Consider the following 21,970-nt stretch of genomic DNA (forward strand, 5'->3'; position numbering starts at 1 on the left):
CAATGTTACAGGAATTATCGATTAAAAACTTTGCAATTATTGAACAACTGAACATTGCCTTTGACGACGGAATGAGCGTTTTGACGGGAGAAACTGGGGCCGGGAAATCAATCATTATTGATGCCGTGGGTCTTTTGGCCGGCGGGCGGGCTTCCAGTGATTTTATCCGGAAGGGCGCGACTAAGGCGGTCATTCAGGGACTGTTTGTCCTTCCTGACACGTCACCGACGTTTGCGCTGTTAACCACCCTGGGCATTGATTACGAGGATCACCAAATCGTCATTGACCGCGAATTGAACCGCAACGGGCATAACACAAGCCGCGTTAACGGGTCGTTGGTCAACACCACCACGTTGAAACAGGTGGGTGAGACGATGGTCGACATTCACGGGCAAAATGAACATCAGGAACTGATGCAGCCGGACAAACATCTTGCCCTCCTTGATGAATTTCAACCACAGGCGCTGGCTGACTTAAAGGCAACGTACCAAACGCAGTATGCCGAGTATCGGCGCCTATCTGCGCTTGTGACGAACAAACGGGAACACGCGCAGGAATGGGCACAACGGTTTGATATGCTAACGTTCCAGGTTCAAGAAATTGATGACGCACAGCTACAACCGGATGAAGAGGATGCGCTAATTAGTGAGCGGGATCACCTTGCGAACTATCAAAAGATCGTGACAGCACTAGAAATTAGTCACGAAGCCATTGATGGGGGCGAAGATCAATCTGCTTTGGACCGCATCGGAAGTGCAATGACGGCAATGCAAGACATCGAACCGTTCGATCCAGCTTACGCCACGTTATCGGAAACGTTAGCAAATGCGTATTATGGCCTTCAGGATGTGGCTAACGGCCTTTCGACCCAGTTAGACGCACAGGAATTCGATGAGGGGCGCTTGGATGAAATTGAAGCCCGGCTAGAAGTGATCCATCAACTTAAACGAAAGTATGGGGATTCGATCACTGCGATTTTGGCCTACTTCGATAAGATTAAGCATGAACGTGACAATATGCAGGGCGCCCAGGCGGATGATGACACACTAACGGAACAATTGGCCGCTGCGAAAGCTGCCTTGCAGGATTCTGGTGCCCGGCTAAGTGAGAAACGTCATGAGTTAGCCGGGCAATTAGAAACGGCGATTCATGAGCAACTGGCAGCGTTGTACATGGCGAAAGCTGTCTTTAGTGTTCGCTTTTTAGCGCACCCAGACACGACGTTTTACAGCACGGGGATCGATCAAATTGAATTTTACATTCAGACCAACCCTGGGGAAGACCCCAAGCCATTGGCCAAGACGGCTTCTGGTGGGGAACTCTCACGAATGATGTTGGCATTAAAAACGATTTTTTCTGAAACGCAGGGTGTGACCAGCATCATCTTTGATGAAGTGGATACCGGCGTGTCCGGGCGTGTTGCTCAGGCGATTGCAGAAAAAATCATGGTTATTGGCCGTCATTCGCAGGTGCTTTGCATCACCCACTTACCACAAGTGGCCGCCATTGCGGACCATCAGTTCTACATTCAAAAGCAGATCGTTGGGACACGGACCAAAACGACGGTTGAACGGCTCACAACAGCTAACCGGGTCAATGAACTTGCCCGGATGTTGGCGGGCACAACGGTCACTAAATTGGCAACTGAACATGCCTCAGAGCTCTTAAAACTCGCTGATGCCGAAAAGGCAGCACTTGAGGATTAAATGCCCACGATAAAAAGCCCACAACCGCATGTTGAAGCGGTTGTGGGCTTTATTTTGGTTTTATTATCGTTGGCGGTGTGATTAAGCCACCATCTTGCCATAGCAAACATCACGAATTTGTTCGGGTAAAATGATGTAGACGACTTGGCTCGCATGGTTAGTTAACGTGAGGACCCCGTGGTCTTGACGTAACGTGCCCGTGACCGCTGTGAGGTGCCGGGCGAAGACGTCTGCTTGGTTGAGCATGATGGAGACGACTGCATGATGGGCAAGTGCGTCATCTAACGTCTCGATGATGGCATCAGCTGACAGTTGTGGGTGGGTTAAGGTATCACCGCGTTCAGCTGTAAAGAAACTGCGGAGGCGTTGCTTCATTGTTGGTTGAGTGTGCCGCTTTGCAACCTTAGCTGGGCGAACCAACCGGTGCTTGGCGTAACTAATGTAAGTGTTGGGTAATAATTGATCCATGATAACTGACCTCCGCAAGAATGTTCGTTTAATGCGAACACGTGTTTGAATAGATTTATTATACGAACAACCGTTCGAAAAAGCAAGCCGCAATTAACAATAAATTTTTGGTTCAAACATAAGTCGATTGATGCTGAGCTACTGATGGTGAATTGATAAGTTGCCAGGCCGGCAATGAATGAAAACCTGTTGAGTGAGAAAAAACGGTATTGGGCACGGAAAAGCGCTTGAAATTAAGGCTAAAAAAGTTCAGAATGGTTATTAAATTCTTTTGATGAGCGCTTTTGAAAGGAACGAAGTTGTTGATGTCGAAACAGGGAATGTTGATCGTCTTATCTGGGCCATCTGGCGTGGGTAAAGGGACGGTTCGTAAAGCAATGTTTGAACAGGGGGGCACTGACTTTCAGTACTCCATCTCCATGACCACGCGACAACCGCGTGATGGGGAAGAAGACGGGAAGGATTACTTCTTTGTCAGCAAGGCCGAATTCGAGGATCATATTGCCAATGGTGGGATGCTTGAATACGCGAAGTACGTGGACAATTACTACGGCACACCACTTGGCTACGTTAAGGACACGTTAGCATCCGGTAAAGACGTCTTTTTAGAGATTGAAGTCAACGGTGCGATGCAGGTTCGTGAGAAGATGCCAGACGGGGTCTTCATCTTCTTAACGCCACCAGATTTAATGGCATTAAAGCAACGACTGATTGGCCGGGGCACAGAACCCATGAACATCATTGATGAACGGGTGCACCAAGCTGTTAATGAAATTAAAATGATGCGTAATTACGACTATGCGGTGGTCAATGATGAAATTGATTTAGCAGTCGGCCGGATTCGTGAAATTATCCGTGCAGAACGTTTACGTGTGCCACGGGTTTACCCAGAGTATGCTCAAATGTTAGAATCAAAGGTAGAAGATTAATACCGCAATAGTGAAATGAGAAGGGATCTTACACATCATGATTTTATACCCATCAGTTGATAACTTATTAAAAAAAGTGGATTCACGGTACTCCTTGATCATGTTGGCCTCTAAGCGGGCCCATGAACTGGACGCCGGTGCTCAAGAATTATTGCCACGTTACCAGTCAGACAAGTCTGTTGGCCGTGCGTTAGAAGAAATTGAGGCTGGTGAAGTCACGATCGATCCTGATCACGAAGAAGACTTAGGGACAATGACACCACTACCAGAAGCGCCTAAAGCACCAGAAGCTGAGTAATAATTGAAAGAGGCATAATTGAAGCGACTAATTTTCCGAAGCTATTTTTGGAGAGTTAGTCGCTTTAATTTAGCTGTCATTGTGCCGTTTTGGTAGGGCCCAATGGAACTAGGAGAATGGGAGAAGACGCGAGATGAGTGATCGGTTCATTGATGAAATTTTTAAAAATCGGCAACTGGATGTGAGTGCACTACAAACGTTTGGTTTTCATGAAAAGACGAAAGGTGAGCTCTTGTTGACGCAACCGTTAGCGCCGCTGACATTGATCGTTACGTTAACGGTGACCGCCGCTGGCCAGTTAACGGGTGTGTTGGTTGACCGATCCAGAAACGGCGACACCCTATGTGCTGCATGTGAGCGAATCACAGGGGCGTTACGTTGCGAAGGTTCGGAAAGCGTATACCAGCTTATTAACCACCATTGCTGAGCAGTGCAGTCACCCGCAGGTCTTTACCAGCCCACAAGCACAGGCAGTCATTGCGGCGTGTGCTGATCAGTTTGATAGTCACCCTGAATTCTTATGGGCAAGAACGCCAAATAACGCGATTTTCCGCAAGGCCAGCAATCAAAAGTGGTTTGCGGCGCTGCTAACGGTCCCCAAAAATAAGGTTATCGGGACCGATTCGACACCTGTTGAACTGATTGATGTCCGTGTCCCAAGTGACCAACTAACGACCCTAGTGGACCACCAGACGGTGTTTCCAGGTTACCACATGAACAAACAGCACTGGGTGACCGTGTTGCTGGATGGGTCAATGGCAACGGAGCGACTCTTGACGTTAATTGCCGCCAGTTATGAATTAGCCGTTAAATAATAACGGGTGGCAAAGCGTCTCGGTGGCTTTTTCATGAGAATGCGCTATGCTTAATTAGTAGTCAATCGTGAAGGAGCTGAGGATATGGAAACAAAAGCAGTTGTATTCTTTGATCTTGATGGTACGTTATTTGATGACGATAAGCGGGTGCTACCTGAAAGCATCGCAGCCATTAAGGAAATGCAGGAAAATGACATTTTACCAGTCATTGCCACGGGACGGAATATTTTTGAAATTCAGGATGTCCTGGACCAAACGGGCATTGATTCTGTCGTGAGCGCCAACGGGTCTTATGTCCAATACCAGGGTCAAAAGCTGTTTCAGGAGACCATCGACCCAGCACTGATTGCTGAATTCACAGCCTTTGCACAAAAACAAGGCGACGTGGTGGCGTACTATAACAATGAAGGGTTCGCCGTTACGGGCTCGACACCAGACGTTGTGCGCAACTATCAGGCATTGCGGTTGGCTGTCACGGTTGATCCAGATTACTACAAGACCCGGGCAATCAACTTTATGAATGTGTTTAACCACGATAAGGAAGATCTTTACAATGCCCAGTTTGCTGGTCAGTTAGCGTTGGTTCGTAATAACCGGGTATGTTTAGACACCATGAATAGCGGCATTACCAAACGAAGTGGTTTGGAACGCTTGCTAAAGGAAGCCGGGCTAGTGGGCGTACCCACCTATGCATTTGGTGACCAACTGAATGACCTGGAGATGTTTGCTGGTGTTGATACCGCAATTGTGATGGGCAACGGGCACCCACGGGATAAGGCCGTGGCCGATTACATCACCACAACGAACACGACGGATGGCATTGTTAATGGCTTGCGGCATTACCACCTGATTGCGGCGCCCGAAGTTGCTAACCAGGCCACTACGGGGGCTTCACTGAAAATGGCTGAGGGAGAGTAGTTGCATGAAATTAACAATTCCCACTGAAAACGGTTTTATTGACGAGCACCACGGGAACCAGGCACAACCGGCGGATCGTTACGCTGGCTGGCCAGCTGTTTCAATTCCGATGACGTTTAGTGATGTGCCGGAAGACGCCAAAACACTGGCATGGACATTAATTGATTTTGACGCGGTGCCGGTATCTGGCTTTGCGTACATCCACTGGCTGGGCGCAAACTTACCGGCTGATCAGTTGAGTGTGCCGGCAGATGCCAGTCGACATGCGGATGGTCAGTTTATTCAAGGGCGCAACAGTACTGCTGGTCGACTGGTGCACGCCACTGATCCGCTAACGACCCAGCGCTACGTTGGGCCGATGCCACCAAACGGTCCGCATGAATACCTCGTGACTGGTTACGCACTGGACACCACGTTACCGCTGACGGAAGGGTACTGGTTAAACGAGTTCCGCCGTGCCATTGACGGCCATGTGGTGGGTTACACAACGGCCACGTTCTTAGCTAAACCATAATGACACCAAACAAAAAAGACCAATCATTGTGATTGGTCTTTTTTGTTTGGTGTCATTAAAGCCTAAGCGTTGGCATCCATTTGTGCTTCGATGTTTGCTAGTGTAAGGGTACTTGTGTCGGCGAAAAGGACGTCAGCTTCGCTGAGTTCATCGCGGTCACCGATCCCGATGGATGTTTCATGGGCACCATTGATGCTGGCAACACCGGCTGCGGCATCTTCAACACCAGCACAGACGCGCGGATCCAGAGCTAAGATTTCAGCCCCCCGGGTGTAGATCTCGGGATCCGGTTTCCCCTTCGTCAGGGTTGCGGGATCAACGATCTTTTTGAAGTAATCGGCAAGACCGATGTGGTCCAAGATAACGGGCGCGTTCTTAGAGGCAGAGGCCAGCGAAATTTGGTAACCATGCGCTAACAAATCATCCAAGAATTCTTTGATGCCAGGGAAGACATCGGCGGGGGTCATGTTTTTGATCAATTCAAGGTAGTTATCGTTTTTCTTGGTGGCGTAGGCAACCTTTTCTTCTGGCGTGTAGTCATTTTCCTTGCCACCAGCGGCTAAAATCATTTCCAAGGAGTCCATCCGTGAGACGCCTTTAAGGCCATTCGCTAGTTCCGTGGTCCACGTAACGCCCAGTTCATCGGCCAACTGGTGCCAGGCTTGGCCGTGGTACTTGGCAGTCCCGGTGATGACACCATCTAAATCAAAAATGAACCCCTTTAAATCTGCAAATGCGGTCATAAAAATTGCCTCCTAAAATAATTGAATAAGTGACTGATTACTTGTTTGAAAGCACTAGTGGCGTGTCTGGAACCACAGCATGCTCAGTGCCATTAACCGTTAGCGTTGCTGGTTTATCAACGGTGATCGTGATTTGATCATGGGTGAAAGTAAAGCCGTAGCGGACACCCTTGAACAGTTCGTGGAAGGCCAGCCGGTGCCATGATTCCGGAAGGTGAGGGTTAACACTGAGCTGGTTTTCAAATTCACTGACCCCGCCGTAGTTCCGGCATTCGAGCATTAACACGGCCCCCATAACACCTAAGTGGATCCCTTCAGCAGTGGTTCCACCCTGAATGTCGTAATAATCTGAACGAAGCGCCGTGTTGAAAAACGCAAACGACTGATCCATGTTGTTGTCGATCAAACTCAGTTGAGAGTACACAATTCGTGACAAGGTAGAGCCGTGCGTTGTCCGGGCAAGGTAATACTCGATGTTTCGGGTGAGGTAGTGCTTTGGCAATTTATAGCCAAGGGTCGTTAGGACGTTGGTGATGGTCCCGAAGCTGAGGTTATAAAACGCCATCAGGGCATCAGCTTGCTTAGCGACCTGGTAGGAATCTGGTGATTTACCCTCGGCCTTTAATAACCGGTCGATTCGGGAAATGTTGCCGTATTTCTTTTGGTACTTGTCAAAATCAAGGGTCGGTAGTTTGAAGTACCCCTCAAATTGACCAATGATGCCATCGCGGTTAATGTCGAGGCTTAAATGATGAGCAACGTCATTGAACCGGTCGATATCGGCGTCACTAAGGCCAGTCTTGGCTAAAATAGCCGTCCAGATTGCTGGTTTGACCGTTTTTTTGATGTTCGCCAGGGTGGTAAACAGCCAGCTGACCATGATGTTGGTGTAAGCGTTGTTTGTTAGGCCGGGCTCATCAGCGTTAGGGTAATCCTCATGAAATTCATCGGGGCCCATCACGTTCCGAATGTCGTAGCGATTGGTTGCCGGATTTTTAACGGCTTTACTAGACCAGAAGTGCGCGATTTCCAGTAGCAGTTCTAAGCCGTATTGCTCCATAAATGCCTGGTCATCCGTGGTGTGGACGTAAAGCCAAACGTTATAAGCAATGGCCAGAGAAACGTGGCGTTGCAAACGGCTGTTATCGGGATCGAACTTGCCGCTATCTGGATTGAAGTGAACCAGCTGTGATTGTTCATCACCAGTTTGGGCAGACTGCCAGGGGTACATGGCACCAGCGTAGCCCTCGGCCGTAGCACTTTCTTTCGCCGCCGCAAGTCTGTGATAGCGGTAGAGGAGTAATTGCTTGGTGAGGTCCGGCGTGTGCAACGTGTAAAACGGCAGAATGTACAGTTCGTCCCAGAAGACGTGGCCCCGGTAAGCTTCACCGTGGAGACCGCGGGCGCCAACGGAGGCGTCAAGGTGGGGGTTACTGATTGGTGACGCAGAGACAAAGAGGTGGTAAATGTTGACCCGTGTCAGTTTTTGGGCGGTCAGGTCGCCGTCGATCTGAATGTCGCTATCAGCCCACGTTTTCTCCCAGAAGGCAGCATTACTGGTAACGATGTCACTGAACGAAACGGTGGCAAGTTCCTTTGTGACCGCATCATTCAAATCGGTGGCGGTCTCTAAGGTGGTGTTGATGGCGATGAGCTTTTCGACAACGTAGGTCGTTTCACTTTGAGCCTTAAACGAAAAGCTTTGTTCCACCACATCGTTATCGACACTTTCGGTCATGTGGGTGGCCGGCGTTAACTCTTGACTGGTCAGTTGTGAACCAATGGCAAACGCGATGTTCGAGGTCTTTGTTTCACCACCAAGAATGGCCGTTCGCCCATTAATGGTTGTTTCAGTGACGTCAAAGTGACGGTTTGCAAAGGCTTGGTACCGTTCAACGTTGGCATTCGTCACGCTCCCATCAATGCGGGAGAAGATGGTCACGTCGCCCTCAAAGTTAAGCGGTGTGACCTCGTAGTGGATGGCAAACCGGTGCCACTCGTTCATGTCAGCGACCCGCTGTTCACAAAGTTTCAGTGAATGACCGGTGGGAAGTGACACGAGCATGGTGGTGGTTAGGACACCTGTATGTAAATCAAGTGAGCGGTAAATGTCCGCAATGTTTTCTTTTTTGATGGTAAACGGATCTTGATGATCAATGCTAAACGACAGGTATTGCGCGTTTGGCAGGTTAACAAGATCTTCATTAACGACGTCATGGCCGTTAATGGTCGTTGTTAACTGATTGTACAACCCAGCAACGTAGGTTCCCGGGTAGTTATCCGCGTCGGCGTTAGCGGCTAGGTAGGCGCCCCGAAGGCCGTAAAAACCGTTACCAATCGTTAGCATGGCTTCTTGCCCGTAGTTTCGTTTTGACGCGTATTCGCCGTAATAATCAAGGTGCCACTGATTATACTGCCGTTTGTGCTCAATGGCTTCTAAAAGACCGTCACGGTCGGCCGTTTCATGGCTAACAACCGGAATGTTAAGCATGTTTGATAGGGCCAGACCAAGATCGATTCGTTGGTGGTTGACCGCAATAATGGTGTCGGAAAAATCATAGGTGAGTGGATTTTCAATGATGGCCGCGTCAAAATCAATCCCGGCCAGCTTTTCACGAATCTTCTCCAAATTTTCACCAATTGGCACATCTGGATCACAAACAATCGTGATCGTCTTGGTTGAATTGGTCGTCGAATTTGGTTCATACGAAAGTTCAAACGCGTCATCTAAGACGCGGACGGAAAACGTACGCATAATGACTTACCTCCCCAAAAAAGTGATGATTCTGAAAGCATTCATCTATTATCGTAATTTTTATGGGCCAAGTTCTCAACCTTAACGCCTTAAATTCGTCAAAAAAACGTTTGTTAGGTAAATTGAACATTAGAAACGGCTTCTAAGCCGACAGGCCTTGCCAGGTCTGGTACAATTAATAAGATAGTCTATTATAATGAAGAAACGTTTTTAATCGTAACCGCCACAAGTACTGTGGTATGAAAGGAGCTTAACGAATGGCAACCATTGCAGAAGTTATTGTGGATGTCCCCACGATGCAAACAAACCGCCCGTACACGTATTTGGTCCCAGAAACACTGGTTGATGCGGTTGAACCAGGCATGCGGGTGTCAGTGCCGTTCGGAAAGGGTGGTCGTGAAGTCGGCGGCATGGTCGTTGGGGTTCAGTCCACCGTTGACCAGGATGATTCATTTGGTGGGCCACTAAAACCATTGGCAAAACTCTTGGATCTCGCACCTGTCTTAAACGCCGAATTGATGCAGTTAAGCGATTGGCTTGCGCAAAAAACGTTTGCGTTTCGAATTTCGACGCTCCAAACCATGCTACCAGCCGCCTTGAAGACCAAGAATCATAAACTACTGGTGGTGGATGGCGAGATCAGTGAACCGACGCTTGTCGGTTTATTCGATGATCAAGGCCGCCTGGACTTTACAGAAGCGTCATTGACCCCGGAAGTGATCGATCAACTGGCCCAATTGCAACGGCAGGGGGTCCTTCACGCCGATTACCAGGTCGAAAATAAGGCCAAGGTTAAAACGGCCACGTGGGTGGTCAGTACGTTAACGCCAGCCCAGATCAATGAACAATTAGCCCAAACGCGCGCGAACGCCCTGAAGCAACAGCGGGTTTTAGAACGGCTACGGGATTGTCAAACGCCACAGGCACTGCACGAATTACTTCAGGATGAACGGTTAAGCCGGGCGGACTTTACGGCTGCCGTGAAGAAGGGCTGGGCAATGTTTACAGAACGGGAAGTTTACCGGGCACCATACGCGGCAAAAACGGTGCCACCAACCAGTCCGTTAACATTGCAGCCAGCGCAACAAACAGCCGTGACGGCCATAACCACTGCGGTAACGGCCGCCAAACCAACGACATTTTTACTGGAGGGTGTGACTGGCTCCGGGAAAACAGAAGTGTATTTGCAAAGCATCGCAGCGGCCCTGAAACAGGGGAAAACGGCGCTGATGCTGGTCCCAGAAATTGCCCTAACGCCGCAGATGGTCAACCGGGTTCGCGGTCGGTTTGGTCAACAGGTGGCAGTCTTACACAGTGGATTGAGTAAGGGTGAAAAGTACGATGAATGGCGCCGAATCGAGCGGCACGAAGCCACAGTGGTGGTCGGCGCGCGGTCGGCGGCCTTTGCTCCGCTGACTAATCTCGGGCTGATCATCATGGATGAAGAGCATGAAACAAGCTATAAGCAGGATGACAATCCCAGGTACCACGCACGGGATGTTTTGGCATGGCGGGCGCAGTTTCATAGCGCGCCGTTAGTGTTAGGATCCGCGACGCCCTCGCTAGAAAGTCGCGCCCGCGCCGAACGGGGTGTCTACGAGCAGCTTGTTCTACCGGAACGGATCAACCACCAGCCCTTACCATCAACGCAAATTATTGATATGCGTGATCAGCTCAAAGCCCACACGGAAAGTAACTTTTCCACGCAGATGTTAGCCGCATTGAAACAGCGGTTAGAGCGGGGGGAGCAGAGCGTCCTGATGTTAAATCGCCGCGGTTTTTCTTCCTTTGTCATGTGTCGTGACTGTGGTTTTGTGTTGAAGTGTCCAAACTGTGACATTTCGCTGGTCCTTCATATGGATACCCACACGATGAAATGTCACTATTGTGGCCACGAAGAAGCGATTCCACGGATTTGTCCAAACTGTCATAGTCACCGGATCAGCTACTACGGCTCCGGGACAGAAAAGGTGGCCGCAGAGCTAACCACGCTGTTGCCAGACGCCCGGATCATCCGGATGGATGTGGATACGACCCGCCGAAAGGGCATGCATGAAAAGCTGCTAACAGCGTTCGGCAACCATGAAGCGGATATTTTACTGGGCACGCAAATGATTGCCAAGGGTCTGGATTATCCTGATGTGACCCTGGTGGGCGTTCTAAATGCGGATACTGCATTAGGCCTCCCAGATTTTCGTGCGAGTGAACGCACCTTTCAATTGCTCACACAGGTTAGTGGTCGGGCCGGCCGGGCAGATAAACCAGGTGAGGTCTTGATTCAAACGTTTAATCCGGACCACTACGCCATTCAGTTGGCGAAGTCACAAGACTACGAACGGTTTTTCCGGGTTGAGATGGGAATTCGGCACATGGGCAATTACCCGCCGTATTTTTATACCGTGCTCATTACTGCCAGTGATCAGGATGAAAATGTTGCTGCCAAGAAGATGTTTGCGCTTCATGAACAGTTGGCCAAGCAGTTAGCGTCAGAGACAATTATCTTAGGCCCAACGCCCCGTTCCATTGCCCGGGTGAATAACCGGTATTACTATCAAATTGTGCTGAAGTATAAACGGGAACCAGGACTTCAACAGGTCCTGGCACAGATCCTGGATGACGCACAGCGTGAACAACGGCACGGGTTACAAATTACGATTGATATGGAACCCCAAAGTTTTATTTAAAGATGAGGAAAGTTAACGATGACAAAAATTGTTTTTATGGGAACCCCGGCGTTTTCAACGCCAATTTTAGAAGCACTCATTAAGGACTACGACGTGGTTGCGGTGATGACCCAGCCTGATCGACCAGTGGGGAGAAAGCACGTCCTGACGCCATCACCCGTTAAACAGGTGGCGTTAGCCCACAACATTGAAGTCCTTCAACCGGAACGGGTCAGCAAGTCACCAGAAATGCAGCGGGTGATCGATTTAGCACCAGACTTCATTGTCACGGCTGCCTTTGGCCAATTTTTGCCAACTAAGCTATTGAAGGCTGCACGGTTGGGCGCAGTCAATGTGCACGCATCGTTATTACCACTGTACCGTGGTGGTGCACCGGTTCATTATGCAATTATGAATGGTGATGCAGAAACCGGTGTGTCGATTATGTACATGATTCGGCAGATGGATGCTGGTAACGTCATCGCTCAAGAACGGGTGGCAATTGGTGACCATGATGACGTGGGGACGATGTTTGACAAACTAAGCCTCGTGGGGCGGGACCTCCTGCTGAAGACACTGCCTGACCTAATTGCGGGACCAGTTACGGGAACGGTTCAGGATGAGGCATATGTTAGCTTTTCACCAAACATTAGCCGGGCCCAGGAAGCGATTGATTTTCGACATACAGCCGCAGAAATCGATTGGCAAGTGCGGGGATTGCGGCCGTTTCCAACGGCGTACATGATTCTAAACGGCGTTCGGACGAAAATCTGGGACGTAACCGTTTTGACGGATCAGCAGACCAATCAAGCCCCCGGGACGGTTGTGAACCGGACCAAACGCGAGCTGGACTTAGCGGCCGGTGCCGGCACGGTGATCCGAATCAACCGACTTCAACCAGCAGGTCATTCCCAAATGGCCATTACTGACTTTTTAAACGGGGCGGCAGACCAACTGGCAGTTGGCAATGCGGTTGTCACATTACCTGATGGAGGATCAATGAATGCCTAGTAAAGAACAAGCGACGCCGGTGACGAACCCCCGGTTATTAGCCGTGGATGTGCTGACAAGCGTTGCCAACGGTGGTTACTCAAACTTGGCCCTGAATTCGGCAATCAATGATGCCAAACTAACGGACCGGGACGCTGGGTTAGCCACAACCATCGTGTACGGCGTTTTGCAACACCAATTGTTACTGGATTACTGGTTAAAACCGTTTTTGAAACGGGCCGACCGGGTGAAACCGTGGGTCTTGGTGTTGCTGCGGACTGCGTTATTTCAAATGCAGTATTTGGACAAGGTGCCAAAGCGGGCCATCTTTAACGAAACGATCAACATCGCAAAGCTCCGCGGTCACGAAGGCATTCGCCGGTTTGTGACGGGTGTTCTGCATGCGATTGCGCGTGATGGAATTGCCGATCCAGCCGCGATTAAGGATCCGTTGACACGGACCAGCATCACGTATAGTGTTCCAATGCCATGGGTGCAACGGTTACGGAAAGAACTTGGCGACGAAAAAGCGCACCAAATTTTAGCAAGTATTAACGAACCAGCTGTGCAATCAGTCCGGGTGAACGCGGCGTTTGGTCAGCGTGACGCCGTTCTTGAAGCGTTGACAACAGCAGGTTTGACCTATGTAGATAGTCCAGTCAGTGCGGCTGGACTGCGCATTACAGGTGGTCATCCGGCTTCATCGCAAGCATTTCGTGACGGGGCCATCACCATTCAGGATGAAAGTGCGATGCTCCCTGTGGAAGCGTTAGCCTTAATGCCAGACGATCAGGTATTAGACGCCTGTGCAGCACCTGGCGGAAAGACTACCCAAATTGCCGAAGCATTAACCGGTACGGGTCACGTGACGGCACTTGATCTTTACGCGCATAAGGTTGCGTTGATCAAAGCAAATGCGCGCCGGATGCACATCGGCGACCGGGTCAGTGCGGTTCAACTGGATGCCAACCAGGCGGGTGATCAGTTTGCACCAGAAACGTTTGATAAGATTCTGGTGGACGCCCCCTGTTCAGGGCTGGGGCTTCTTCGCCGGAAGCCAGAAATTCGTTACGCAAAAACGTTAACGGATAGTGCCGCACTTCAGAAAATTCAGCTGGGGATTCTTGATGCAGTTGCACCACTCGTAAAGAAAACCGGTATAATAGCTTACAGCACCTGCACAATTTTGAAGCAGGAAAATGATGATGTGGCAGCGGCGTTTATCGCAGCACATCCGGAATTTGAACCAGTAATGGTCCAAACCACCCGGAACTTAAAGGCCGATCGGACGACCCCGTGGTTGACGATCTATCCCGATGATTTTGGTTCGGACGGCTTTTTTGTGAGTGCGTTTAGACGGCGTGAGGCGCACAATTAGGGTGATTAAGATATGCAAGTAGCTTACTTAACGGATGTCGGTCGACGCCGTGATAACAACCAGGATTTTGTTGGGACGTTTAAAAACCTTGCGGGCCTTGATTTTGCAATGGTTGCAGACGGGATCGGTGGTCACCAGGGTGGGGACGTGGCCTCGTCAATGGCCGTTTCTCACATGGGGAGCCGGTTTGAAGAGACCCGTTTTACGGATCCAGGCACTGCGGCCAAGTGGCTGTCCAGTGAGGCACAACAGGAAAATGACACGATTGTTGCAAAAGCGCAGCAATACCGTGATTTGAACGGGATGGGGACCACCATTGTGGCCGCCATTATCTTTGATGAACAATTCTTGTTGGCAAACATTGGTGATTCCCGCGGATATTTGCTGCGAAATGGCAAGCTGGATCAGCTCACTGAGGATCATTCTTTGGTGAATGAGTTGGTTAAAATGGGGCAATTGAGCATTGAGGATGCACAACGGCATCCCGATAAAAATATCATTACAAGAACGTTGGGGATTAATGACGAAGCTGACATCGACATTAACTTGTATCATGCGTTACCTGGTGATCTTGTGATGTTGTGTTCTGATGGGTTGACCAACATGGTTCCCGATGACAAGATCCATGAAGTGTTGACAGCTACGACACCAACGTTACAAGAAAAGTGTCAAACATTGGTCAACCTGGCCAATGAAGCCGGTGGTCGGGATAATATCACCGTGCTGCTGATGGCAGCAGATCGTGAGGTGTCAACATCATGAGACCTAATTACACGGTTGCGGGTCGCTACCGAATCATCAAACCACTTGGTGAAGGTGGAATGGCAGATGTGTACCTCGCACACGACCTGATTTTGGATCGGGACGTGTCCGTGAAACTATTACGGTTAGACCTTCGCGATGATCCGGCAACGGTTCGGCGCTTCCAGCGTGAAGCGATGGCGGCCAGTGAACTTGTTTCGCCCCACATTGTGAGCGTGTACGACGTGGGTGAAGAAAATGGTATGCAATACCTTGTTATGGAATACGTGCCAGGAATGGATCTAAAGACTTACATTCGGGCCCACTTTCCCATTCCGTATCCCACGGTTGTTGATTTAATGGAACAAATTTTAGACGCGGTGGCCGTTGCACATAGTCACGACATTATTCATCGTGATCTGAAACCGCAAAACGTTTTGGTTAACGATCAGGGCCTTGTGAAAATCTCTGACTTTGGAATTGCGGTCATTAGTAATGAGTCATCCATGACCCAGACCAACACGGTACTGGGCTCTGTGCATTATCTGTCACCGGAACAAGCGCGTGGTGGCATGGCGACAAAGAAAAGTGACCTGTATGCGTTGGGAATCATCCTGTACGAGCTCTTGACGGGGAGTGTTCCGTTTGAGGGTGAAACGGCGGTGTCCGTTGCATTGAAACATTCTCAAAGCGAAATGCCGTCCGTTCGTGACTTTGATGACCGGATTCCCCAGGCGCTAGAAAACGTGGTGTTACAGGCGACAGCTAAGGATCCGGCAGCGCGGTATGCTTCCGTTGAAGCAATGGCGGCCGACCTTTCGACAGCACTATCACCTGAACGAAGTGGTGAACGGCGGTTTGAGCCAATCGTGACGGATGGGGCAACCAAGGTGATTCCCATTAAGGACATCAAGGCGGCCGCACAACAGATGGAACGAAGCACAACACAAGAAACCGGTCCTGTGCCAACGGTGACCGAAAAAGCACCAACCAAAAAGCGAAAGCGAATTGGTTGGTGGATCGCTGGCATTATCTGTGCGCTTCTTGTCATTCTCTTAGCCTGGTTGTGGTTCCAGCCTAACCAGGCAACGGTCCCAAACGTGGCCGGAATGTCGACTAGCCGCGCTGAAACAACGTTAAAAAATAGTAACCTCGCGATTGGTAAAACGACAAAGCAAACGAGTGACACCATGGCCAGCGGGAAGGTCATTAAGACCACACCGAAAATTGATCGCCAGGTGAAAGCCAATGCCAAGATTGATCTTGTGGTCAGTTCAGGCGTTAAAAAAGTGAGCGTGGATGATTACACCGGTGAGGATTACAGTACGGCCCGTCGTAAATTGATTAAGCAAGGACTAACCGTTAAGAAGGAAACGACGGCGTCATCGACAGTGGCAAAGGGCGTTGTGATGGAACAAGATGTCCTGCCAGGCAAAGCGGTTAAAAAGGATTCAACCATTACACTGACGGTGAGTTCTGGGGTGAAGCAGGTCACCGTGAAGACGGTTAAAATGCCAGACTTCGCTGGTAAATCAAAGAATGACGTGCAGGACTGGGCCGACGACCACGACCTCAGCGTTTCGTTTAGTACCCAAAATTCGGATAGCGTTGACGAAAACAAGGTCATCAGTCAGTCACCAATTAGCGGAACAAAGGTCCTTGCTGGGGCGGCGTTTGCCGTGGTTATCAGTAATGGACCAGCGTTGTCGACCACGCAAGCGACGATCACCATTCCGTATAAGGCACCTGATGCATCATCAAACTCAGATAGTGATAGCAGTTCCTCGAGCAGCAGTCCGGCCGAAAACGATGTTAAAATTTACATTGAAGATCACGACAAAAAGATCAGTGATGTTTATCAAGAATTACAGATTACAAAGGATACAACCGTGACGCTGCCATTTACATTGGCCCACGGCAAGAGCGGTCGTTACACGGTGGTTCGTGACGGGAAGACCATCATGACCAATAACAACGTATCCGGAAATTAGGAGGTGAGTTATGCACGGGCAAATACATCAATTACTAGCAGGCTTTTATGATGTTCAGACGGCAAATGGCGACCTCTACCGAACCAGAGCACGGGGAAACTTTCGGAAACGAAAGATCAGCCCGATGGTCGGCGACTTCGTTGAATTTAGTGTCGAGGGTGATCAAGACGGGTACATTTTGAGTATTGATGATCGTCGTAATGCGCTTGTTCGGCCACCGGTCAGTAACGTGGATCAGGGCGTTGTGGTTACGGCGGTAGTTGAACCAACGTTTTCCGCTAATTTACTAGATCGCCAGTTGGTTGCGCTAGAGAGCCAAAACATCAAACCGATCATTTATTTCACCAAAACGGATCTAGTGAGTGACGAGCAGTTTGCACATCTGGAAACAGTTGCGACTGGTTACCGGGCGGTGGGGTATGACGTCTTTTTGGTTAAGGATGCGTTTGAATCACAGGCGCTTGCTGATTTATTGGCGTTATTTAAGGATCAACTGACGGTGTTTATGGGTCAAACCGGGGCCGGGAAATCGACGCTTTTAAACCACTTGGCGCCGGAACTTAACTTAGCGACCGGAGAAATTTCGCAAGTCCTTAACCGTGGGAAGCATACGACCAGAAAGGTTGGGCTTCTTGCAGTTGGTGGTGGATTGGTGGCGGACACGCCTGGATTTTCTTCTTATGAAGACTTCGGGATGGACGCCCGTGATCTTGGCGCATACTTTCCAGAAATGGCGACCTTAGCGCCATCTTGCCGGTTCCGGGGATGCCAACACATCAATGAACCGGGGTGTGCGGTAAAGGACGCCGTGGCCGCAGGGACCATCATGGCGAGCCGTTACGACGATTATTTACAATTTCACCAGTTGATTGTGGATCAAAAACCGCGTTATGATAAAAACAAAAAATAAGCTCTTGTGGAGGAGAATTTTATGATTAAGGTAGCCCCATCAATTTTAAGTGCAGATTTTGTGAACTTTGAACGTGACATTAAGATGATTGAAAAGAGCGGTGCTGACTTGTTGCACGTGGACGTTATGGACGGAATGTTCGTTCCTAACATTTCGTTTGGATGGACAACGTTAGCAGCCATTCGGCCAATTACGAACCTCTTCTTGGATGTTCATTTGATGGTTGAAAAGCCTGAACGCTACATTGAACAATTTGCCAAGGCTGGTGCTGATTTGATCGGTGTTCATGTTGAAGCAACAGAACACATTCACCGGGCACTCCAAATGATTCGAAATGCCGGCGTTAAGGCAGAAGTTGTGATTAACCCAGGCACACCAGTAAGCCAAATTGAACCGCTATTACCATTTGTTGACCAAGTGTTGGTTATGACAGTTAACCCTGGTTTTGGGGGCCAAAAGTTCCTGCACGAAATGGTTGAAAAGATTCAATTACTGAATGACCTAAAGCAAGCCAAAGGGTATGACTTTGACATCGAAATTGATGGTGGGGTCAACGACAAGACCGTTGTTGATTGCTACAACGCCGGTGCAACGGTGGCCGTTGCTGGTTCCTTTGTTTACGGTGCTGACAACCCAGCTGATGCGATTGCTTCCATTCATAACGCCACGCGTTAAGCCACATGAAATCAATCACGGATGAGCGGTTGCGTGTGCCCCGGGTCAACATCCTGGTTGGTGGTCCAAAAAGCGACTGGCCGCAATCGTTGATGACCGGGCAGATTTCTGGGCCGTGGATCGGGGTTGACCGTGGGGCAGTTCGCTTACTTGACCTTGGCATTACGCCCGGGGTGGCTGTTGGTGATTTTGATTCTGCCACGCAAGCTGAATTTGAGCGGGTTCAATCCCAGGTTCCAGAATTAAAGCAGGTGAGTTCCGTTAAAGATGAAACGGACACCCAGCTGGGCGTGAAAACGGCAATGACCCGTTATGATGCGACAGAAATTGTCATTTACGGGGCAACCGGTGGGCGCCTTGATCATTTTCTTGCCAACCTTTTTTTACCCCTGGAGCCACAGTTTGCCGCATTAGCGGAACGGTTGGTCTTTGTGGATCGGCAGAATACGATTCGCTTTTACCATCCCGGTGAGCATCAGCTTGCTAAAGAGGCAGATAAACGCTACCTGGCGTTTGTCACGCTTGGGCCGGTCACTGGCTTAACGTTAGCTGACGAACGGTATCGGCTGGATCACGTTGACGTGGCACGGCCAGTTTCATACGCTAGCAATGAGTTTGTGGGCACGACGGCGCACTTTTCCTTTACGAGTGGGGTGGTGTGCGTGATTCAAAGCACAGACCAGCCAGATAATCGTGCTGAACGGTATGATTTAAATGCAGACCTGTGATCAACACGAGCAATAAACAAAAAAATCGTTGTAATTGACTAATGAATAGTCAGTTACAACGATTTTTTTGTGAATTAAGGGTAAGAAAAAACGTCACCCATAAATGGATGACGTCAGCCGGTTTAAAAAATTAAACCCGCGTAACTTTTCCTGATTTCAACGTCCGGGCTGAGACCCAAACACGCTTAGGCTTGCCATCAACTAAGATGCGAACCTTTTGCAGGTTAGCCTTCCAGCTACGACGGCTGCTGTTTAAGGCGTGGGAACGGTTGTTACCGAAATGCGTCCGTTTGCCAGTAATAAAATCTTTAGCCATTGTTCATCCCTCCTCTAAGCGGATTTCCAAAGGGAACCACTTTTTTCTCACCTGACTAATTTACCATAGCGACCAAATGAATGCAATATCTAAATGCCAAGGAAATTTACTTTACAGGCAAAAATGCTGATTTAATCGTGGTCGCGAGAAGTAATTAGTTAGATTTGCCTTTTTTCGTGAGTGGTTTTATGATAGCATGATTGAAGATTACATTGCGTAGTTTTACGTAAATTGACTGATAAAGTTGAGGAGGCCTTCTTCATGGCTGTGAAAATCAAAACGCAATATGGCACCATCGACATCAACAATGATGTCATCGCAACGGTCGTTGGTGGTGCTGCCACTGATAACTATGGTGTTGTTGGAATGGCGTCAAAGAACCAAATCCGTGATAACGTCAATGAAATTCTGCGACGCGATAATTATTCACGTGGCGTCGTTGTACGCCAAGAGGAAAACGGCGTGGCCATTGATGTTTACATCGTGGTGGTTTACGGCACGAAAATTTCTGAAGTTTCAAAAAACGTACAACAAAAGGTTCGTTACAACTTAGACAGCATGCTTGGCATTGCAGCCAACTCTGTTAACGTAACCGTCCAGGGCGTTCGGGTCCTGGCGGATTAGCTGATTGTAGCGAAGTGGGGGAATTTGAATTGGAAGCAACTTTAACAGCCATCACAAACCTTGAATTCGGCAAGATGGTTCAAGCCGCCTCAAAACGGTTAACGAACCAGGCAGAATTCATTAATTCACTGAATGTCTTTCCAGTGCCTGATGGTGATACAGGAACCAACATCTCACTTGCCTTTGCGAGTGGGGCAAAGTATGAACGTGACGTAACGTCAACTGCTGTTAGTGACCAAGCGGCTGCCTTAGCCAAAGGGTTGTTGATGGGGGCTCGTGGGAATTCTGGGGTCATTACATCCCAGATTTTCCGCGGCTTTTCAAAGAGCGTTGAAGGGAAGGCCACGTTAACGGCGCAGGACTTTGCTGAAGCATTGGCTGCGAGTGCCCAAACAGCCTATAAGGCAGTAATGAAGCCCACTGAAGGGACAATTTTAACGGTGATTCGTGAGGCTGCTAAGGCGGGTCGCGATGAAGCTGAAAAGACAGATAACGTGGTGCAGGTCATGGATGCAGTGTACGACGCTGCTAAAGTGGCATTGGCGTCAACGCCAGACTTACTGCCTGTTTTGAAGCAGGTTGGTGTTGTTGATTCTGGTGGCCAAGGGCTTGTGTTCATTTTTCAATCATTTGATGATGTGTTGAACGGGCGGACGAGTGAAGATGACATTGACACGCCGGATGATGCCCAGATGGATGAGATGATCAACGCTGAACACCACAGAAGTGTTCAGGGCGAACTTGACCCAAGTGACATTAAGTACGGTTACTGTACTGAAATCATGGTGCGCATCGGTGGTGGTCAACAAGTTGATCGGAAGTTTGATTACGATGAATTTTATGGTTACCTGGCAACGTTGGGTGATTCACTATTAGTCATCAACGATGATGAAATTGTGAAGGTTCATGTTCACACGGAACATCCTGGTGATGTGATGACATGGGGTCAACACTTTGGTGATTTAATCAAAGTTAAAGTGGACAACATGCGGCACCAACAGGAAGAAATCATGGAACAAGATGAAGATGAGTCAGCTGCCGTTTCTAAACCGGCGACGGCCTCTGTTGCAGCACCTGAGACAGCCGTTATTTCGATTTCTGCTGGTGATGGTGTCGCTGACCTCTTCAAGAGTCTTGGTGTCACAAACGTTATTAGTGGTGGTCAAACGATGAACCCAAGTACTGAGGACATCGCGAACGCCATTAAGAATAGCGGTGCCAAACGGGCCATCATTTTACCAAACAACGGTAACATTTTCATGGCTGCTGACCAAGCTGCTGAAGTGGCCGAAATTCCAACGGTCATTGTTCATAGTAAGACGATTTCACAGGGGATGACGGCGTTGCTTGCCTATAATCCTGATGTGGACCTGACGGAAAATCAACAAGCGATGGAAGAAAACCTGAGTACCGTGAAGAGCGGTCAGGTGACCCATGCCATTCGTGACACGACCCTGGATGGGATCACCATTAAAAATGGTGAGTTCATGGGGATCGTGGATGGCGACATTAAGGTGACGGACCCTGATTTATTGGGAGCAGCAACCAAGATGGTGCAGTCTATGCTGGATGAAGACAGTGAAATTGTCACGATTATCTTTGGTGCGGATGCGACTGAAGCAGACGCTTCGGCCTTAGAAAACGCGATTATGGAACTCGATGATGAACTTGAAGTTGAAATCCATGAGGGTGACCAACCCGTTTACCCATTCTTGATTTCGGTAGAATAACAATAACGCGTGATCACGGCGGGTAAACCCTGCTTCGGTGATGCAAGTCGGCGCCCATGGACAGTTTTTGTTCATGGG

At 49.2% G+C, this 21,970-nt stretch carries 20 protein-coding genes; 16 read left to right on the forward strand and 4 right to left on the reverse strand.

What is annotated here, in order from left to right; all coding sequences use genetic code 11:
- The first annotated feature begins 2 nt into the window (after positions 1–2).
- Complete coding sequence (recN, locus tag ACRYI5_RS01970) at positions 3–1,706, forward strand: DNA repair protein RecN (RefSeq protein ID WP_448224089.1); 1,704 nt, start codon at positions 3–5, stop codon at positions 1,704–1,706.
- Between the two features lie 81 nt (positions 1,707–1,787).
- On the opposite strand, the gene ACRYI5_RS01975 is transcribed toward recN, so the two are convergent.
- Positions 1,788–2,174: a hypothetical protein gene (locus ACRYI5_RS01975; protein ID WP_448224090.1), complete on the reverse strand. Its 387-nt coding sequence runs from the start codon at positions 2,172–2,174 to the stop codon at positions 1,788–1,790.
- 305 nt (positions 2,175–2,479) lie between these two features.
- Between ACRYI5_RS01975 and gmk the strand changes: the two genes are divergently transcribed.
- The 5 genes from gmk (at position 2,480) to ACRYI5_RS02000 (ending at position 5,648) form a co-directional block, all read left to right on the forward strand.
- Positions 2,480–3,103: a guanylate kinase gene (gmk, locus tag ACRYI5_RS01980; protein ID WP_407878330.1), complete on the forward strand. Its 624-nt coding sequence runs from the start codon at positions 2,480–2,482 to the stop codon at positions 3,101–3,103.
- Between the two features lie 37 nt (positions 3,104–3,140).
- Positions 3,141–3,401 carry a DNA-directed RNA polymerase subunit omega gene (gene rpoZ / locus ACRYI5_RS01985; RefSeq protein ID WP_407878331.1) on the forward strand — a complete coding sequence of 87 codons (261 nt, stop codon included), beginning with the start codon at positions 3,141–3,143 and terminating at the stop codon, positions 3,399–3,401.
- Positions 3,402–3,715: 314 nt separating this feature from the next.
- Entirely contained in the window at positions 3,716–4,216 is a 501-nt protein-coding gene (locus ACRYI5_RS01990) for an MmcQ/YjbR family DNA-binding protein (protein ID WP_448224091.1), read from the forward strand.
- A gap of 84 nt (positions 4,217–4,300) precedes the next feature.
- Positions 4,301–5,134: a Cof-type HAD-IIB family hydrolase gene (locus tag ACRYI5_RS01995; RefSeq protein ID WP_407878333.1), complete on the forward strand. Its 834-nt coding sequence runs from the start codon at positions 4,301–4,303 to the stop codon at positions 5,132–5,134.
- 4 nt (positions 5,135–5,138) lie between these two features.
- Positions 5,139–5,648 (forward strand): YbhB/YbcL family Raf kinase inhibitor-like protein, encoded by a 510-nt coding sequence (locus ACRYI5_RS02000; protein WP_448224092.1) that lies wholly within the window; start codon positions 5,139–5,141, stop codon positions 5,646–5,648.
- Positions 5,649–5,710: 62 nt separating this feature from the next.
- On the opposite strand, the gene pgmB is transcribed toward ACRYI5_RS02000, so the two are convergent.
- Positions 5,711–6,391: a beta-phosphoglucomutase gene (gene pgmB / locus ACRYI5_RS02005; RefSeq protein ID WP_407878335.1), complete on the reverse strand. Its 681-nt coding sequence runs from the start codon at positions 6,389–6,391 to the stop codon at positions 5,711–5,713.
- Between the two features lie 37 nt (positions 6,392–6,428).
- Positions 6,429–9,146, reverse strand: a complete 2,718-nt coding sequence (locus ACRYI5_RS02010; RefSeq protein ID WP_448224093.1) for a glycoside hydrolase family 65 protein — start codon at positions 9,144–9,146, stop codon at positions 6,429–6,431.
- A 257-nt stretch (positions 9,147–9,403) separates the two neighbouring features.
- Here ACRYI5_RS02010 and priA point away from each other — a divergent pair, with 257 nt between their 5' ends.
- From priA to ACRYI5_RS02050, 8 genes are read left to right on the forward strand one after another with little or no spacing between them, the layout of a single operon-like run.
- Positions 9,404–11,830: a primosomal protein N' gene (gene priA / locus ACRYI5_RS02015; protein ID WP_448224094.1), complete on the forward strand. Its 2,427-nt coding sequence runs from the start codon at positions 9,404–9,406 to the stop codon at positions 11,828–11,830.
- A gap of 18 nt (positions 11,831–11,848) precedes the next feature.
- Complete coding sequence (gene fmt, locus ACRYI5_RS02020; RefSeq protein ID WP_448224095.1) at positions 11,849–12,820, forward strand: methionyl-tRNA formyltransferase; 972 nt, start codon at positions 11,849–11,851, stop codon at positions 12,818–12,820.
- Positions 12,813–14,177: a 16S rRNA (cytosine(967)-C(5))-methyltransferase RsmB gene (gene rsmB / locus ACRYI5_RS02025; protein ID WP_448224096.1), complete on the forward strand. Its 1,365-nt coding sequence runs from the start codon at positions 12,813–12,815 to the stop codon at positions 14,175–14,177. The genes fmt and rsmB overlap by 8 nt, the downstream gene beginning before the upstream one ends.
- 12 nt (positions 14,178–14,189) lie before the next feature.
- Positions 14,190–14,939, forward strand: coding sequence for a Stp1/IreP family PP2C-type Ser/Thr phosphatase (locus ACRYI5_RS02030; protein WP_407878343.1), 750 nt, complete (start codon positions 14,190–14,192; stop codon positions 14,937–14,939).
- Positions 14,936–16,909 carry a Stk1 family PASTA domain-containing Ser/Thr kinase gene (gene pknB / locus ACRYI5_RS02035; RefSeq protein ID WP_448224097.1) on the forward strand — a complete coding sequence of 658 codons (1,974 nt, stop codon included), beginning with the start codon at positions 14,936–14,938 and terminating at the stop codon, positions 16,907–16,909. Before ACRYI5_RS02030 ends, pknB begins: the two co-directional genes overlap by 4 nt.
- A gap of 10 nt (positions 16,910–16,919) precedes the next feature.
- Entirely contained in the window at positions 16,920–17,819 is a 900-nt protein-coding gene (gene rsgA, locus ACRYI5_RS02040) for a ribosome small subunit-dependent GTPase A (protein ID WP_448224098.1), read from the forward strand.
- Positions 17,820–17,840: 21 nt separating this feature from the next.
- Positions 17,841–18,494 carry a ribulose-phosphate 3-epimerase gene (gene rpe, locus ACRYI5_RS02045; protein ID WP_407878349.1) on the forward strand — a complete coding sequence of 218 codons (654 nt, stop codon included), beginning with the start codon at positions 17,841–17,843 and terminating at the stop codon, positions 18,492–18,494.
- A gap of 5 nt (positions 18,495–18,499) precedes the next feature.
- Positions 18,500–19,222: a thiamine diphosphokinase gene (locus tag ACRYI5_RS02050; RefSeq protein WP_448224099.1), complete on the forward strand. Its 723-nt coding sequence runs from the start codon at positions 18,500–18,502 to the stop codon at positions 19,220–19,222.
- A gap of 130 nt (positions 19,223–19,352) precedes the next feature.
- On the opposite strand, the gene rpmB is transcribed toward ACRYI5_RS02050, so the two are convergent.
- On the reverse strand, positions 19,353–19,538 hold the full coding sequence (rpmB, locus tag ACRYI5_RS02055) for a 50S ribosomal protein L28 (protein ID WP_017261785.1): 186 nt from the start codon (positions 19,536–19,538) through the stop codon (positions 19,353–19,355).
- Positions 19,539–19,799: 261 nt separating this feature from the next.
- Between rpmB and ACRYI5_RS02060 the strand changes: the two genes are divergently transcribed.
- Both ACRYI5_RS02060 and ACRYI5_RS02065 read left to right on the forward strand, forming a co-directional pair.
- Positions 19,800–20,162, forward strand: coding sequence for an Asp23/Gls24 family envelope stress response protein (locus ACRYI5_RS02060; RefSeq protein ID WP_407878352.1), 363 nt, complete (start codon positions 19,800–19,802; stop codon positions 20,160–20,162).
- 74 nt (positions 20,163–20,236) lie between these two features.
- Positions 20,237–21,892 (forward strand): DAK2 domain-containing protein, encoded by a 1,656-nt coding sequence (locus ACRYI5_RS02065; protein ID WP_448224298.1) that lies wholly within the window; start codon positions 20,237–20,239, stop codon positions 21,890–21,892.
- The last annotated feature ends 78 nt before the right edge of the window (positions 21,893–21,970 follow it).

The sequence above is a fragment of the Furfurilactobacillus sp. WILCCON 0119 genome (assembly GCF_053471565.1).

Bases quoted from the DNA above. Each gene is read 5' to 3' on its own strand.
- ACRYI5_RS02060 (WP_407878352.1), top strand. From the start codon at position 19,800: ATGGCTGTGAAAATCAAAACGCAATATGGCACCATCGACATCAACAAT.
- ACRYI5_RS02010 (WP_448224093.1), bottom strand. From the start codon at position 9,146: ATGCGTACGTTTTCCGTCCGCGTCTTAGATGACGCGTTTGAACTTTCG.
- rpe (WP_407878349.1), top strand. From the start codon at position 17,841: ATGATTAAGGTAGCCCCATCAATTTTAAGTGCAGATTTTGTGAACTTT.
- pknB (WP_448224097.1), top strand. From the start codon at position 14,936: ATGAGACCTAATTACACGGTTGCGGGTCGCTACCGAATCATCAAACCA.
- ACRYI5_RS02030 (WP_407878343.1), top strand. From the start codon at position 14,190: ATGCAAGTAGCTTACTTAACGGATGTCGGTCGACGCCGTGATAACAAC.
- recN (WP_448224089.1), top strand. From the start codon at position 3: ATGTTACAGGAATTATCGATTAAAAACTTTGCAATTATTGAACAACTG.
- ACRYI5_RS01975 (WP_448224090.1), bottom strand. From the start codon at position 2,174: ATGGATCAATTATTACCCAACACTTACATTAGTTACGCCAAGCACCGG.
- pgmB (WP_407878335.1), bottom strand. From the start codon at position 6,391: ATGACCGCATTTGCAGATTTAAAGGGGTTCATTTTTGATTTAGATGGT.
- rsmB (WP_448224096.1), top strand. From the start codon at position 12,813: ATGCCTAGTAAAGAACAAGCGACGCCGGTGACGAACCCCCGGTTATTA.
- gmk (WP_407878330.1), top strand. From the start codon at position 2,480: ATGTCGAAACAGGGAATGTTGATCGTCTTATCTGGGCCATCTGGCGTG.
- rpoZ (WP_407878331.1), top strand. From the start codon at position 3,141: ATGATTTTATACCCATCAGTTGATAACTTATTAAAAAAAGTGGATTCA.
- ACRYI5_RS01995 (WP_407878333.1), top strand. From the start codon at position 4,301: ATGGAAACAAAAGCAGTTGTATTCTTTGATCTTGATGGTACGTTATTT.
- ACRYI5_RS02050 (WP_448224099.1), top strand. From the start codon at position 18,500: ATGAAATCAATCACGGATGAGCGGTTGCGTGTGCCCCGGGTCAACATC.
- priA (WP_448224094.1), top strand. From the start codon at position 9,404: ATGGCAACCATTGCAGAAGTTATTGTGGATGTCCCCACGATGCAAACA.
- ACRYI5_RS02000 (WP_448224092.1), top strand. From the start codon at position 5,139: ATGAAATTAACAATTCCCACTGAAAACGGTTTTATTGACGAGCACCAC.
- rsgA (WP_448224098.1), top strand. From the start codon at position 16,920: ATGCACGGGCAAATACATCAATTACTAGCAGGCTTTTATGATGTTCAG.
- ACRYI5_RS02065 (WP_448224298.1), top strand. From the start codon at position 20,237: ATGGTTCAAGCCGCCTCAAAACGGTTAACGAACCAGGCAGAATTCATT.
- rpmB (WP_017261785.1), bottom strand. From the start codon at position 19,538: ATGGCTAAAGATTTTATTACTGGCAAACGGACGCATTTCGGTAACAAC.
- fmt (WP_448224095.1), top strand. From the start codon at position 11,849: ATGACAAAAATTGTTTTTATGGGAACCCCGGCGTTTTCAACGCCAATT.